Below are 13,652 nucleotides of genomic sequence, written 5' to 3' on the forward strand. Positions count from 1 at the left end.
CTCGTCAGCCTTTGCTCGAAGGTGCGATCGACTGCATCATCACAACCTTGCCTGTGGCAGCCTGCTTGATAGCTCCTCGGATGCGTACGTACGTGGCGCAACGGCAGATGTTCCCGGCCATCGCGACGTCGATGTCCTCATCCGTGGGGTCGGGAAGCCGCTTCAGCAGCGCCACCGCAGACATGATCTGGCCAGATTGGCAGTACCCGCACTGAACGACATCAACGTCCAGCCACGCCTTCTGGACCTCTTTGCCGACGGCGGTATCGCCGATCGCTTCGATCGTCGTGACCGCACGACCTTCCACGGCGCTGACTGGCAGCACGCAGGATCGGACGGGCTGTCCGTCCAGGTGGACCGTGCAGGCTCCGCACTGCGCGACCCCGCAGCCGAACTTCGTGCCCGTCAGGCCGATGACGTCTCGCAGGACCCAGAGCAGGGGGACGTCGCTGGCAACGTCAACAGAGTGACGATTGCCGTTTACGTTGAGGTCAAACATTGTTGGTCTTTCTACAGCCGCTGCAGGTTGGGCGAGGTTCGCGCAAGGTTTGCTTGTGGCGAGCGGGCTGGCGCCCGAAAGCACGTCATCTGCGCTCCGATGAGCCTAGTAGGCGTCGCTCGGCATAAGGCTTCAAAGATAGAAGCACAACGAATTTCATCCTCCACCTTTGGATGCGTCAATTCATCCGAAGGTATGGGCGTCAAGCACCCTAGGCATGACTACATTCGCTGCAATCGCTTGGATCCAAGCCATCACCGCGCCGGTACGTTGCAGAGCGGGGGGACGGTCAAAACGGTGCTGGCTGACCCTCTGGTTGAGACGTCCTGCATAGACACCGCAGTTCGAGGCGGGGCCGCTTGTTGGCCATTCTTTTTTTGGGAAGTACTTGATGAACCAAAGCGCCAAGCCGGCGTCGTCCATGCCCTTTATCGCCCTCGGACTTTTCGGCCTGTATGCCGTCGAGTTCGGGGTGGTTGGAATCCTCCCCGTCATCGTTGAGAGGTTTGGGGTATCTGTCTTTCAAGCGGGACTACTGATCAGCCTCTTCGCGCTCATCATTGCGTTTTTGGGTCCCATCCTGGTGCTGATGACCTCGCGGTTCGATCGAAAGTCCACCCTGGCATGGACCTTGTTGGGCTTCACCGTGTGCAGTGTGTTCACGGCATACGCCACCCATTTCTCCACTCTGATGGTCTTGCGGGTGATCCCCGCGTTGATGCATCCCATCTTTTTCTCCGCAGCCTTTGCGACGGCGGCTTCGCTCTACCGACGAGAGCGAGCGGCTCAAGCGACTTCTCACGCTTTCGTTGGCACCACGCTGGGCATCGTCTTCGGCGTCCCGCTCATGACTTGGGTTGCGGCCCGCTTCGGCTACGAAGCATCGTTCCTCTTCTGCGCGGCGGTGACGTTGCTGGCCGGCTTGGGCCTCGTTGCGATGTTGCCGAGGCCGGAGCGATCTGAGCCGTTGAGCTTTGGACACCAGGTCGCCGTGTTGAAGAAGGGCGCCCTGTGGCTGAGCATCGTCACGAGCATCCTCGTTTTCTCGGCGGGCTTCGCGGTTTATAGCTATGCCGCAGAATTCCTTCGTTCCGAAGCGCACATGGACGGCCAAACCATCAGCCTGATTCTGGTTGTCTTCGGAGTTGGAGGGTTCGCCGGAAACCTGGCCGCAGGCGCGTTGATGACGCGAAGCCCGCTCGCTACCGCGCTGGGCTATCCCATCGCGCTTGCTGCGGCCTATGTCATCCTGGAAGCGTTCAGCACCCCGTCGGTGCTCGTCATGGCGCTAGTCGCGCTCGTGTGGGGCGCCGCGCATACGAGCGGCTTGGTGGTCACGCAGACGTGGCTGACATCGGTCGCCACGGAAGCCCCCGAGTTCGCGAACAGTCTTTACTTGTCATCTGCGAACGCCGGTGTCGTCCTGGGATCGTTCTCAGGTGGCATGGCCATTGAGACCTTCGGAACGCGCGGAGTCATCTGGTGTGGGATCCTCTTCTCGGTCCTTTCGCTGGCTACGATCGCAGCGAAGGCGCAGATATACGGGCTCGGCTCGGAGCGTCGCAAGGCGCTTGGCACGGCGGTGGTCGACACCACCATCTGAAGCTCGCGTCGCCGGTCGCCGAGTGCGGACGGCTGTTTCACCTTGCGGCTCTTGGTGGCCGTGGAAAGTAGTTCATGGAATATCGCAACATTGGTGGCACGGATCTGAAGGTCTCGGTGCTCAGCTTCGGTACGGCGACCTTCGGCGGAGGCAATGAGTTCTTCAAGGCTTGGGGCGAGACCGACGTGGCCGAGGCCACGCAACTGGTGAGCGCCGCTCTCGAGTCCGGCATCAATCTCTTTGATACCGCGGACGTCTACTCCGATGGCGCTGCGGAGACCATCCTTGGAAAGGCGATCGCCGGGCGACGTGACGAGCTGCTCATCTCTACGAAGGGCACCTTCCGGATGGGGCCTGGCCCGGATGACATTGGCTCCTCGAGGAAACACATCGTTGAAGGCGTCGAGGCAAGCCTCAAACGCCTAGGAACCGACCGGATCGACCTCTGGCAACTTCATGCCTTCGATGCCATGACGCCGATCGAGGAAACCTTGCGAGCGCTGGACGACCTAGTAAAGGCAGGAAAGATTCGGTACATCGGCTGCTCGAACTTCTCCGGGTGGCATCTGATGAAGTCGCTGAGCATCTCCGAGCAGCAGGGGCTGGCCCGCCACGTCGCGCACCAGGCGTACTACTCGCTGCTGGCGCGCGAGTACGAGTGGGAACTGATGCCGTTGGCCAAAGACCAGAACGTCGGCACGGTGGTGTGGAGTCCGCTGTCTGGCGGTCGCCTCAGCGGCAAGATCTCCCGCGATACGCCCGCGCCGGCCGGAAGCCGTTCCGCGCAGCTGGGCGCACACGGCCCCGAACTTCCTGAAGCCCAGTTCTTCGACCTGGTCGACGTGCTGAAGGCCATCTCGAAAGAAGTGGAACGGAGCGTGTCGCAGGTGGCACTGAATTGGGTCCTGCAGCGCCCCACCATCTCCACGCTCATCATCGGCGCGCGGAACGAGCAGCAGTTGCGCGACAACGTTGGAGCGGCTGATTTCAAGCTGACCGCGGAACAGATCAAGCGCCTTGATGACGTCAGCGCAACACGTCCGGTTTACCCGTACTGGCACCAGCGCGACACCTTCTCGGAGAGAAATCCCGCGGTCGTCTGACCTCACGGTGGTGGGCGCTGCAATGCAGCGCGCTTGGGCCATCCTTCTTGGCTGGAAGGATGGCCTTTTTCTATGTTGGTGGCCGTCTGCAGGGCACCGCGGACGCTGGTATGCCGTTGGTCGACAGCCTCGAAGCGAGCGACGGGACCTCCAGAATCGAGGCCATTTCGGGTGGAGCGGCGGAGCGGCGGAGGGAGAATGTGCGCGAACAGTACCGGATGAGAGGGCCTTGCTCGGATGGATCACACTTCCATCAACGAACTCCGGCGCGCCTGGACTGTGTTCCAGGAGCTGCCTTTACACATGAACATCGCATTTGAAGGAGTCTCGGCTCAGACGTTCTTCAAGCGATTTTCCGGACTTTCGCAGGCTCATGTCAGTTCCCATGGTCTGACGACGAAAACAGCCGCGCGCGCAAGACAGGCGGAAGCGTTCACCCAGCAAAAGCTTGGCGCCGATCTACAGGTGGCCGGGTACTCGCTGCGCGAAATCGAAGAGATTTTTGCTAACGCGCCGAGCGGCGCTTACGCTGGGTTCGCGTATGGACTTGGCCTGTTGGGCGTAGCGAAGTTCCCCCTCTCCGGTCAGCGGGCCGAGAGTTTGGATCTTGCAATTGGCCAGGCATTGACGGCGCTCGCCAGCAGGGATATCGCGGCCTATCGAGCTGCTGCAATTTCCGTCGGAAGCGGTTGCTTAGCGCTGCTAGAGGGCGAACTCGCAGATAACGTCAAAGCGCTTGTTAGGGTGCTGGAACAGGCCAGAACCTGGTTGAACCTCATCAGCCCAACCAGCAGGCTTCTCGACCACGCTTGGTGGGCGTTTGCCGCCGGCCTGGACCTTGAGTGGCACCTAAGCTATTTGTCGCCGCTCGAGCCGGAGCCCACGCTCCCTTGGCTCTGGCCGAGATTTCATCCTGACTTCGACGAGCGCAATTCGCACAAGCTGAAGAAAGGTGTAGTCATTCATCCGGCGCAAAGCCTCCTGCAGGTGATGTGGCTGCTCGTCAAAAGAAAGTACGACCGACAGGGAGTCTGGCCGAGGGGCTACGCTGGCGCGACTGAGTTAGCCGAAGACATCGGACTTGTGGCCCTTGGCGACGGACAGCTCCGGAAACTTTTCATCGGCGAGAAGAAGGCAACAGGGAAGGTGGTCGTTTCGATCTGGCGCAGTCTTTGTCAAACGCTGTCACCCCGGGAAGAGTTCGACGCTCCTTGGCTCTGGATCGTGATGGCGATATGGTTCGAGAGGCACATGGTGACTCCCGACAGCGGTAGTCGTCGAGCGAAATCGATTCTCATACCGTCCGAAGACCTGTACCGCGCGCTGTGGCAGGGCCACCGTCGGCGCTGGGCTGCCCAACTGCCGATGTCGGGAAATCTACGGTGGCCTGATTGGCTACTCGATCAGCGTTCGTCCCCGTCCTGGATGCGCTCCTCCCAGTCCACTGGGCGCTCCTCCTCGGCCCGCGACTGCCAGTAGGCATCGTGATTGGGGTTGAGCTGGTTCGCGTGGTTGTCGAGATCGGTTTGGCTGGGCGGGTGTTTGGTCATGTTCGGCTCCTGAGTGAGGTGGTCACGTCGACCACGGACCGAACTGTGGCGGGTTCAACCGACTTTCGTGTTCCGATTTCTATCAAAGCCGATCCTTCACCGGCTTCAGCTTTGCGGTGGGACCAGGAAGAGTGTCTACTCCCACCCATGGAGGATGCGATGTGAGCGATTCCGAAAATTTCTGGGCCGATGTCAGGGTGGAGCAGACAGAGGAGGGTAAGTGGTTCGCGGTCCTCGTTGTCGGGCAGGGCGAGCCGGAAAGTGGCGAAGACGTGCGTATCCCGCTGGAAGGCACGTTCGATCACCCGGAGGCAGCGCGCGAAGCAGCTATGGACGCGATTGCGGCCATGGCTCTAGGATCAGACGAGTCAGATAAGGGCTAAGGTTAGAACTTGGCGATACCGGCCTAGCTCTCGCGAATGTCAGTTCATCGATTCGACCCAGAGTTCGGCCGTGACAGCACGCAGCGCACTTGGCCACTCCAACCGCTCCTGCTCAAGCCGCTGCGAGGCACCCCAGCGCCCTTCAAGCAGACCCGTATAGACCGCCAGCTCTTCAACCGTCAGGAGGGACGTGTCGACGGCTCTGGTCTGCTGCGGTTCGTCAACCAGTCGGTCGAGGTGCCCCTCTAACGTTCCCTCGTCCATAAGCACGGAGCGGATCCGCGGAAACACTTTTCGGGCCTGCGTGAGAATGGAGTACCCGTGGGTGTCGATGTCCCCCCAGTACACGGCGGGCACGTCGCGAAGCCAGGCCAACTGCTTGAGTAGGGAAACGGCGTTGCCAAGCTTGATGACGGCAACGGCGCCAGGGATGTCTGGGAGGCAGAGACCGGACTCCTTGTTCTCCACTATGAGGAGGCGGTCGGGCCGCAGGCGTGAGCCCATCCAGTCCTCTACATCCGCTTCGACGTCTCGCAAGCCTCCGATGTGCGTCCTGAGTTCAGGGCATAAAACCAGGATTCGGATGCGAGGCGGGGGCTTTCGCAGACCACAGATCTCGTAGAAGTCACCGGCAATTTCGACGGGCAGGAGGGCAGCCGTGTTTTCATCGCCTTCCTGAGGTGCCAAAGGCTCTATCGCAGCGGCAGCTGACGGCGGCATCAGGATTCGTCTGACCAAGTCGGCGACCATGCCCCGCCGTCTAAGGTCAATCCACTTCGTATCCAGGCCGCGAACAGGAAGCTGGCGGAGCAGAAGGTTGGATCGGGGATTGGCGACGAGCCAAGTGAGCAGGTCAAGTAGGCGCTGGAAGTCCGCTTTCGAGTAGGTTGCCAGCATCTCGTAGTGAGCGCCAAAGCCTGCCTTCTCCAGCGCTGGCCACAGCTCGAGCATCTGGCCGCGACGTTGCGCCACCAGGCGCCAAGTCCCCAGGTCTCCGCAGTATTCCGCCACGCTTTCTGCAGAAGGGAAAGTCAGGCGATCGGGTAACGTCTGAGTCCCCAAGCCGGACCATGACATGGTTACAGAACTGAGCTCCGGACGGAGCTTGGCGACAGACGGCTCGTTGCGCCAAGCCTGCCAGGCTGAAGACCAGGCGCGCACCCCCGCGGGATTGGCGAGCGTTTCCTTCTGCGTGGGGCGTTCCAGGGAAACTTGGTAAGGCCACGCGCCGGAACCCTCGAGCCAGCGCCACCGCTGTCTGAGATAGCGCTGCTTGATGAAGCGCAGCATGTCGTCAGGATGCTTCATCGTTCGCGCTCGTACCGTCGATGGGTCTGAAGTCGATTTTCTGTGTCTCGTCGTCGTAGCGAAGGACGAGCGCGCGCGAGTGCTTGCGGTCCTTGATGTGGATGAAGACGGCTCCTCCGACATATGGCTCGATCGTCATGACGGACTTGATCGGCGTGGCGACAATGAGCTGGAAGCCGAACGACTTGAAAATCTTCATCGCGGCGTCGGTGAAGTCCGCGTCGGCCTTGTCGAAGGCTTCGTCAAGGAAAATCGTGGAGTACGAGGGCAGGGTGCGACCGGACCCGCCGAGCTGATAGCGGAGTGCGGCGGCCAGACAGGTGGCTGTGAGCTTCTGGCGCTGGCCGCCAGACTTGCCAGCTCCGCTACGGTGGACTTGCACCTCGCGGTCTTCTTCATCCAGCTCTCGAGCGATGAACTCGACGTGTAGGCGCACGTCCAGGGCGAGCTTTCGCCAAGCGACCTGCTGGGGCTCTTGGCTCGCAAGTCGCCGGATGAGCTTCTTCATGGTCTGGAAACGGGCCTCCGCCTCGGCGTCATCCATGGACAGCGAGTGGCTCAATGCCGCCCGGAGCTGGGCCTTGAGCTCCACAGCTTCCGATGGAGTGTGCTCCTCCACCTCGATGAGCAGATGCGTCCCCTTGTTGTATTCGGCTCTGGCCAGGCTTTCGTTGACCGTATCCATCCGGTCCGAGATGTCCCGACGCTCCTGCTCTAGCTGATTTGACAAGAGCGCGATGTGTTGGTTGCTTTGCTCGTTGAGCAGCTCTTTGAACCTGACCTCGAACCGCGGCAGATCGTCGACTTCAAGCCGCGTGAGCTTTGCGTCGTACTCCTCGAAACTCGCCATCGTCGGGTCAAGGCCGCCAGACTCCGCCTCCCAGACACGGTTGTACTCGCTGAACTGCTTCTCGATTTTGTTCACCAACTGGGCGATCGCGCTGTCAAGGGCACCAATCTCGCTGCCGATTTTTCGGTCGACCTGGTTGATGTCTTTACTGATCGATTCGATGGTCGGGGTCAGGCCGAGCTCGTCAAGACGCTGCTGCACCGCGTGCCGTTGAAGCGGCGTCGGAGCAACTGGCGCCAACGCATCGGCGCTGGCCAAGGCGTTCTGATGGTTTCCTAGGTCGAACTTGACGCCACTGATGGTGTCCTTGTGGGTATCAAGCCGTTCCGCCGCCTTCTTCGCAGCGATTACTGCTTCGGAAATCTTCCGCTCGAGAATGTCGAGATCGGGGCTGGCAGCTCGCAGAGCATCCATTTCACCCTTCAACCTCGTTGCCCTCAGCGCGGCGCTTTGATGGTCGATTTCCTCCCATGTTCGGTCCACAAGCGTCTGCCAGTGCAGCATGCGGCCAATGCGAGCGCGCTCCTTGGTGTCAATCTTCTGAAGCTCGGACTCGATGCCCGCGATGCGGCGCTCCAGTTCGTCGTGGCTGTCCTGTAGGGCCGCTGCCTTCGAGCGGGTATCGGCGCCCAGCACCCAATGACGCTGGTCGTTGACGGCGAATCGATCGTCCTTCTCATGTCGGCGGCCGTTGTACTTCATCAGACCGGCTCGGGTGACACCGAAGGAGACGTCCTGCAGGTCTTCGACGGTCTCAACGCAGACCGCATCAAAGCCCTGAAGCAGTTCCCGCTCTACCCACGACTGGAAGCGCCCCTCCGAGACTTGAACCTTCTCAAACAGACCATTGGTTTGAGGAGCAGGGCTGCGACCGTTGTGAGGAATCAGGCGCAGGTACACAAGGCGGCCGCGCAGATTGGTCGAGTTGACGATGCGTGACACCGGGCCGTAGAGCTCCTCCGGCACAAGCAAGGTCTTGGCGAATCCCTTGAGTACACGCTCTACCGCACCCTGCCAGCCCTTTTCGGCGGGATCCATCTCGATGAGTTCACCAGCGAACGGAAGGGCGCCCTCATCGACCTTGATCTCACTGCAGATGTGCCTGCGGATATCGGTCAGTTCCGGAGGCATCTTCGACCTGGGCAGGCGCGTTAGAGCGACCAGGTTTCGCTGAATCTGGTCAAGTTCCTTCTTCCCCTCGTGCTGTGCAACGACCAGCTCATCGCGGTGAGTTGATCCTTCCGGGCCGCCGCCGGCGGCGTTGTCGAGTTCCCGGCGCCCCTGCGTGACCAGCTCGGCGTGCTTCAGCGGATCGCCGGGCATGGTCAGCCCCAGGTGCCGGCATGCCGTAGCAATCTGGTTAAAGCGAACCTGCTTCTCGGACGCGTCCTGTTCCGCGGCCGCACGAGATGCGTCAAGAGTGGCCAGCTGCTCACCCCCGAGTCCGTCGCGTTGCCTCTGGAGAGTCGTGACGGATCCTTGCGCATCGACGCTGTCCTGCTGCTTGATCAGCAAGAGAGACTGAAGACCGGACAACCGGGTTTCGAGCGCCGCGATACGGGTGAGTCTTAGATCGCGAAGCATCTCCCGCTCGACGTGCTCGATACCGGTTCGTGCCTCGCTGAGCTCGCTACGCTGGGAAATCTTGGCCTCCCGATCGGCGTTCTGGACTCTCGCGGGTGTCAGTGTGGCAATCTGCTTGGCTGCAGAAACCACTTCGTTGTGCGCATTTTCCAACCGCTCGAACTGTTCGACGAGGTGATCGGCCATCGCGTGAGTTTTGGGCTCGTCGAGCATGAAATCTCGGAGGAAATCTGTCAGGCTGCCCAGGTTCTTCGCCGACTGCGTCTTGTGCAGAAGCTTGAGGGCGTTCTCGGCATCGATCCCCAGCCTGGATCTCATGCGCTCCTGGTATTCCGAGAAGGAGTCACTTTCCCAAACGCCAGGCAGGTCCGACTTGAAGCGGCGTACGTTGAACTGCGACTCCGGGAAGAAGTCGAGTTCGCTGAGGTCCAGAAGGCGGCTGGCGACAACAAAGCGTCTATGAACGTCACGCGTCTGATTCGAACTGCCCTTCACCCAGTAGACGTGTGCCAAGGTCACCACATCCCCCAGCCCGTTCCGATAGACCTCCGAGATGACGGCCCAAGTCGGGCCGGGGCGGAGCTGCTGCTGCGCGATCTCTCCCGTGCCCGCGGTCTGTTCGCCCCACACGCCTCGCACGTAGGTAAGGGTGGTGCGGTCCTGCTTGGTCTCGGACTCCCGAGCTGCGACGTTGTAGTGCAGCAGACGAGGAGGGGTCATCAGTGCAGCGTGGGCGTCGAAGATCGTGGACTTCCCTGAGCCGGACGGGCCGATGAAGAGCATCCCCTTCTCGGACACGTCAACGCGCAGGATGCCGTCAAAGGTTCCCCAGTTGTAGCTCTGGATTCGGACCAGACGGAACTGTTCCTTGCGCTCTTGAGCAAGTCGTAGATCCTCCGTCGTAGAGGCATCGCTTCCAGCACTTGTGGGTTCAGCCGGTGCTGGCAGGGGGTATAGGTTGGTCGGTTGGTTGCTGGACATCATTCCTCCCGGTCATCAATCGCTTCATCGTCGTCAAGCGCGTCCGCACCGGCTACACCTCGGGCTATTGCTTCATCAAGCGTCAGTTCCGCTGCGGGCGGAGGCGCGCTTTTCAGTCCCTCGTAGGTGTTCGTCAGTGCCTGGATGTCTTCTGCCGAGAAAAGCAGCTTCAGCGTGGGCGAAACTTCGAAACGTCCCTCGCTGGCTCGTATCGGACGTATGAGATTCAGCGTCTTGCACTTTTCTATAGCACCGGCAATCTGGCGATCGAAGCGCGCCAAGTCTGTGTTGCGCGCCTTCTCGAACACTGCCAGGTGCTCAGACATTTCCTGGGTGGAGACGACCGCACGCTCGTTAGCGGAGTCCGCTTCGGTAAGGCGCTGGCGAAGGTACAAGACCAGCGCTGAGTCGATGAACGTCAGCTGCTGGCGACGTAGCAGAATTGGGATGTCGGCCTCTCCTTCGTCGGGTACTTGGCGGATGAAGGCCACCTGCTGTGGGATGTCCACAACGAGGTCCAGAAAGATGTTGTGCAGGAAGGTCTGGATGGCCTCACGGTCGCGCGTGAGGATGGACCAGAGCTGCCCTTGTCGGCGACCGTCAACGCTGGGGCCGTTCAGCAGTGCGACCAGGCAGCGCCTCGTCTCCGATCTCAGCGTACCGGTGTCACCGTTAAAGAGACCAGAGGGAGTAGGCGGTGGCGCGTCGCCTGGATCGTCGTCCTCCTGCGCCGAGGCGAGCCAGTGCGAGACGCGAGCTGACAGTACTGCGGCGGGCGGCACGACGCCGTCCGCGTCCATCTGTACAGGCCGCTCCTCCGCCTTGGCCGATCCTTCATCCGGTACGGCGTCAATCGACAAGCTCATTCACGCACTCCTTGGGAAAATAGAAGAGAGGCGCATCTGCACGCCGCCAAAGTCCGTCGCTTCCCTCCCAGCGCACCAACTCGCGTCGATCCGTCGGGTGGGCATGTTTGGTTGCCAACTGCATGTAGCCGACTACTGAGCCAAGTCCTTGTTCGGCCGGATGAAGCTCGAGAATTTGAGCGATGCTTAGATGGTCAGCTCCGCTTGAGAACGCGTCGATGAGACTGCGCTTCAGTGCTCGCATGTCAATTTCTGACCGTTGAACGAGTTCCTCGATGTCCTCTAGCCGCGCATCGCTCACCTCGATCTCGTTCATGGAAGCGTTGACCGCATGCTCGGCCGGGTCATGCAGCTGCCATTGGGATGCAGACCTGACTGCAGCGCTGGTGCGCATCAAGAAGAAGTCGATCTTCTGGTTAGGTCGAATCTCTTCAGCTGCGGCGATCGCAGACTTCATGGAATCTCGGAGTACGGCTATTAGCCGGCGTTGCTCGCGATACTCACGGCTGCGGACAAACGTCTGAAGGCCGGATGCGAAGCTCGCTTGGACGGCGTGGACATTAGCAGCTTGCTCAACCATGCGGCTCTTGAGCTTACTCAGGGATCGCCGCTCAGTGGCTTCTAGAGAGCCTAGGAATGGCCGGACGAGCACCTGCGCCAGGGCCGCTTCAAACTTGGAGGAAGCGGCTGGGTCGACCAGAAGACGCCAAAAAGCATCAAAGGCTCGGCCTGCCTCGGTCTGCTTGATGATGTCGATGCCGCTGAATATCCGCTCGAGGGTGTTGCCGCGGGCACCGTCGTTCTCCACAAGTTCGCGGCGCAACTGAAGGTTGACCTGCGCCAACAGCTCTTGCACGCGCCCAAAGTCGCCAAATAGCTCGTCGGCCTGGGCGAGGATCTCGCGCGCGCGTTCTATCGCTCGCTCTGAGGGCAACTGAACAACCTTGCCGGACCTGACAGCTTCAATCTCCTCGTCCAACCGGCTTCGCTCTGCCTGAAGATTGGCCAGGCGGGTCCGCGGGTTCTCGTCGGTTTCCTCAGCGAGAGACTGCAGCAACTGCACGACCGATGTCAGACGGCTTTCGGTCGCCGTTGCCCTAGGGCGGCTAAGGCGGTCCAGGTAGCGGAAGACGTCCGTTGTCGCGGCGGTGAGCTCGAAAACCTCTTCCGTGGCGCCGGCCGGAAAATCCCGCCTCAACCACCCCTCGGCCAGCCAGTCTGCTGCGTATTCATGTGCTGCCTTGGGCAGGTCGGCGCCGGCGCGCCGAACGAGCTCAAGCTGCCGATGCAGCCGTTCGTGGAACGCCGATGTTGCGAGATTGCGATCTGCGGCGAATAGGGTCTTCAGGCAGGAGCAGATTGCAGGGGACTGCATGGCTGCCAAAAGCCTCCACGCGGGCTCGTCCCGGCGGGCTCTCAAGTCCTCGTAGAGGGCGAGCGCATCTTGCGTACTCATGGTGCGCAAATTCTTCGGGTCTGGTAGCTCACCAGGTGCGCGAGGGTTTCCCCGGGTGCGTCGCCACTGGCCGTGCTCCTCCCTGCCATCTGATGGGCATCCATCGGTCCTCCCTGACCGTCTTTTGTTGATGCAAATTAGCAGGCTGCGAAAGGCTAAGCGAGCAGGTGTTACACCAAGCAGGAACGCCCACGCGTTATCTAGCGCTTTCCTGGACTTCGGGTTCGGAGCCGCGAAGGCCGGCAGATCCTGAGCTGTAGCGTGCGGTGGGCTTCAGAACCTCTACGTTGCGCGATCAACATCCCTGACTCCCTCAAATCGGTGGACCGCTCAAGTTCGTCGGACGAGCGCAACACAAGTCGACACGGAGTGCATGCGGCACTACTGAAGCACCGGTCCATTGCAATTAACTTCAGAACTAGAAGTGAGTGCCGATAACGGAGGTGTTGCCCCGGGACTCGGGGCTGGACTGGATGAGATTCCTAATGAACATCAGCATGAGCTCGGTGCGAGCTGCGCCCAACTTTCAGCGTCCTAATCAAGGCCAGAAAGAAGCGGCAGGGGTGCAAGAACTCGCTTCCGGAGGGCTGCAGGCGCAGTTGATTCGAAGCGATGCCAAGCTTTCGGAGTCCGAAAAGGAAGCCAAGCTACGTCCGCTGATGGCGCAAGGGAAAGAGCTGCAGGCGCTCAGTCAGGCTTCGGATGAGAAGAAGACGCGGGCGGATCTGCTCGCGTCAGCCGAAGTGGACACGCCAGACGATGCCGGCCAGTCTCCCGTCTCCGCGGACGGCGACGACAGCGCGGATGCGGTCGAACTGTCCGACGGGGAGCAGGGTGAGGATACGCAGACGGGCGGAGCCTCTTTCCCAAGCACCACTTACGAGTCCCTAGCTACGCAAGACGCGGGAAGGGACAACGATGCGCAGAAGGGGCAGTACGTTGACGTTCGCGCTTGATCGAACCAAGCACCGACCTGCTGGCCGATGGCCCATGTTAAACGGGGCCTATGTATGAAGTTCCTTCGGAGCTCCGGTGCCCGCTGGACGTCGGGTGGCGCGCGGTCTCACGCCGCGACAGGTGTCGACGACGGCTTGCCAACCCTGAAGCTTGGTGGCGGAGCGACCGCCACGTCAGTGGGACAGGGCTGCAGCGCCGGCGAGTTGTTGGGCGCTGCCCACGCCGCGTGCTTCACGATGGAGCTGATCAGGATCCTGTCGGACAGCAACTACCAGCCGGAAAGTCTACGCACGCAGGCGGAAGTGACGCTCAGCCAAGATGACCCGCAGGGCGCGGTGGTCCGTCTTCATCTGACCTTGACTGGCCACGTCCCTGGTATGTGCGGTGGGCTCTTCATTCGCCTGGCGAGCCAAGCGAAGGCGAGCTGTGCCACATCAAGACTTTTTGATGTCGACATCTCTCTGGACGCGATCCTCAACAGCGCTCGTGAGTCCGCATAGGTGCAGGTTGTG

The 13,652-nt window shown here is 60.9% G+C and carries 11 protein-coding genes; 6 read left to right on the plus strand and 5 right to left on the minus strand.

Features of this window, described 5'->3' with window-relative positions:
• Window positions 1-4: 4 nt before the first annotated feature.
• Entirely contained in the window at window positions 5-499 is a 495-nt protein-coding gene (locus ACQ4L4_RS04375) for a (2Fe-2S)-binding protein (protein WP_431102997.1), read from the minus strand.
• Window positions 500-890: 391 nt separating this feature from the next.
• Between ACQ4L4_RS04375 and ACQ4L4_RS04380 the strand changes: the two genes are divergently transcribed.
• The 4 genes from ACQ4L4_RS04380 (at window position 891) to ACQ4L4_RS04395 (ending at window position 5,138) form a co-directional block, all read left to right on the plus strand.
• Window positions 891-2,102 (plus strand): MFS transporter, encoded by a 1,212-nt coding sequence (locus tag ACQ4L4_RS04380; RefSeq protein WP_431102998.1) that lies wholly within the window; start codon window positions 891-893, stop codon window positions 2,100-2,102.
• 74 nt (window positions 2,103-2,176) lie between these two features.
• Window positions 2,177-3,205, plus strand: a complete 1,029-nt coding sequence (locus ACQ4L4_RS04385) for an aldo/keto reductase (protein ID WP_431102999.1) — start codon at window positions 2,177-2,179, stop codon at window positions 3,203-3,205.
• 237 nt (window positions 3,206-3,442) lie between these two features.
• Window positions 3,443-4,684, plus strand: coding sequence for a hypothetical protein (locus ACQ4L4_RS04390; protein ID WP_431103000.1), 1,242 nt, complete (start codon window positions 3,443-3,445; stop codon window positions 4,682-4,684).
• Between the two features lie 232 nt (window positions 4,685-4,916).
• On the plus strand, window positions 4,917-5,138 hold the full coding sequence (locus ACQ4L4_RS04395) for a hypothetical protein (RefSeq protein ID WP_431103001.1): 222 nt from the start codon (window positions 4,917-4,919) through the stop codon (window positions 5,136-5,138).
• Between the two features lie 39 nt (window positions 5,139-5,177).
• On the opposite strand, the gene ACQ4L4_RS04400 is transcribed toward ACQ4L4_RS04395, so the two are convergent.
• Genes ACQ4L4_RS04400 through ACQ4L4_RS04415 form a run of 4 tightly spaced genes read right to left on the minus strand, consistent with a single transcriptional unit; the run spans window position 5,178 to window position 12,183 of the window.
• A complete protein-coding gene (locus ACQ4L4_RS04400; protein WP_431103002.1) occupies window positions 5,178-6,446 on the minus strand; it encodes a Wadjet anti-phage system protein JetD domain-containing protein in 1,269 nt (422 codons plus the stop codon).
• Complete coding sequence (locus ACQ4L4_RS04405; protein ID WP_431103003.1) at window positions 6,433-9,861, minus strand: ATP-binding protein; 3,429 nt, start codon at window positions 9,859-9,861, stop codon at window positions 6,433-6,435. The genes ACQ4L4_RS04400 and ACQ4L4_RS04405 overlap by 14 nt, the downstream gene beginning before the upstream one ends.
• Window positions 9,861-10,727: a DUF4194 domain-containing protein gene (locus tag ACQ4L4_RS04410; protein WP_431103004.1), complete on the minus strand. Its 867-nt coding sequence runs from the start codon at window positions 10,725-10,727 to the stop codon at window positions 9,861-9,863. Before ACQ4L4_RS04410 ends, ACQ4L4_RS04405 begins: the two co-directional genes overlap by 1 nt.
• Window positions 10,711-12,183 carry a DUF3375 domain-containing protein gene (locus ACQ4L4_RS04415; RefSeq protein WP_431103006.1) on the minus strand — a complete coding sequence of 491 codons (1,473 nt, stop codon included), beginning with the start codon at window positions 12,181-12,183 and terminating at the stop codon, window positions 10,711-10,713. The genes ACQ4L4_RS04410 and ACQ4L4_RS04415 overlap by 17 nt, the downstream gene beginning before the upstream one ends.
• 485 nt (window positions 12,184-12,668) lie before the next feature.
• On the opposite strand from ACQ4L4_RS04415, the gene ACQ4L4_RS04420 reads away from it, so the two are divergent.
• Together ACQ4L4_RS04420 and ACQ4L4_RS04425 are read left to right on the plus strand one after the other, a co-directional pair.
• Window positions 12,669-13,139 carry a hypothetical protein gene (locus ACQ4L4_RS04420; RefSeq protein ID WP_431103007.1) on the plus strand — a complete coding sequence of 157 codons (471 nt, stop codon included), beginning with the start codon at window positions 12,669-12,671 and terminating at the stop codon, window positions 13,137-13,139.
• Window positions 13,140-13,274: 135 nt separating this feature from the next.
• Window positions 13,275-13,640: an OsmC family protein gene (locus ACQ4L4_RS04425; protein ID WP_431103009.1), complete on the plus strand. Its 366-nt coding sequence runs from the start codon at window positions 13,275-13,277 to the stop codon at window positions 13,638-13,640.
• Window positions 13,641-13,652: the final 12 nt, after the last annotated feature.

This window comes from Roseateles noduli (assembly GCF_050626985.1).
Lineage (GTDB): Bacteria > Pseudomonadota > Gammaproteobacteria > Burkholderiales > Burkholderiaceae_C > Roseateles > Roseateles noduli_A.

What these genes read in the sequence shown, in the direction of transcription:
- ACQ4L4_RS04375 (WP_431102997.1), bottom strand. Translation starts at nt 499, where the DNA reads ATGTTTGACCTCAACGTAAACGGCAATCGTCACTCTGTTGACGTTGCC.
- ACQ4L4_RS04380 (WP_431102998.1), top strand. Translation starts at nt 891, where the DNA reads ATGAACCAAAGCGCCAAGCCGGCGTCGTCCATGCCCTTTATCGCCCTC.
- ACQ4L4_RS04385 (WP_431102999.1), top strand. Translation starts at nt 2,177, where the DNA reads ATGGAATATCGCAACATTGGTGGCACGGATCTGAAGGTCTCGGTGCTC.
- ACQ4L4_RS04390 (WP_431103000.1), top strand. Translation starts at nt 3,443, where the DNA reads ATGGATCACACTTCCATCAACGAACTCCGGCGCGCCTGGACTGTGTTC.
- ACQ4L4_RS04400 (WP_431103002.1), bottom strand. Translation starts at nt 6,446, where the DNA reads ATGAAGCATCCTGACGACATGCTGCGCTTCATCAAGCAGCGCTATCTC.
- ACQ4L4_RS04405 (WP_431103003.1), bottom strand. Translation starts at nt 9,861, where the DNA reads ATGTCCAGCAACCAACCGACCAACCTATACCCCCTGCCAGCACCGGCT.
- ACQ4L4_RS04410 (WP_431103004.1), bottom strand. Translation starts at nt 10,727, where the DNA reads ATGAGCTTGTCGATTGACGCCGTACCGGATGAAGGATCGGCCAAGGCG.
- ACQ4L4_RS04415 (WP_431103006.1), bottom strand. Translation starts at nt 12,183, where the DNA reads ATGAGTACGCAAGATGCGCTCGCCCTCTACGAGGACTTGAGAGCCCGC.
- ACQ4L4_RS04420 (WP_431103007.1), top strand. Translation starts at nt 12,669, where the DNA reads ATGAACATCAGCATGAGCTCGGTGCGAGCTGCGCCCAACTTTCAGCGT.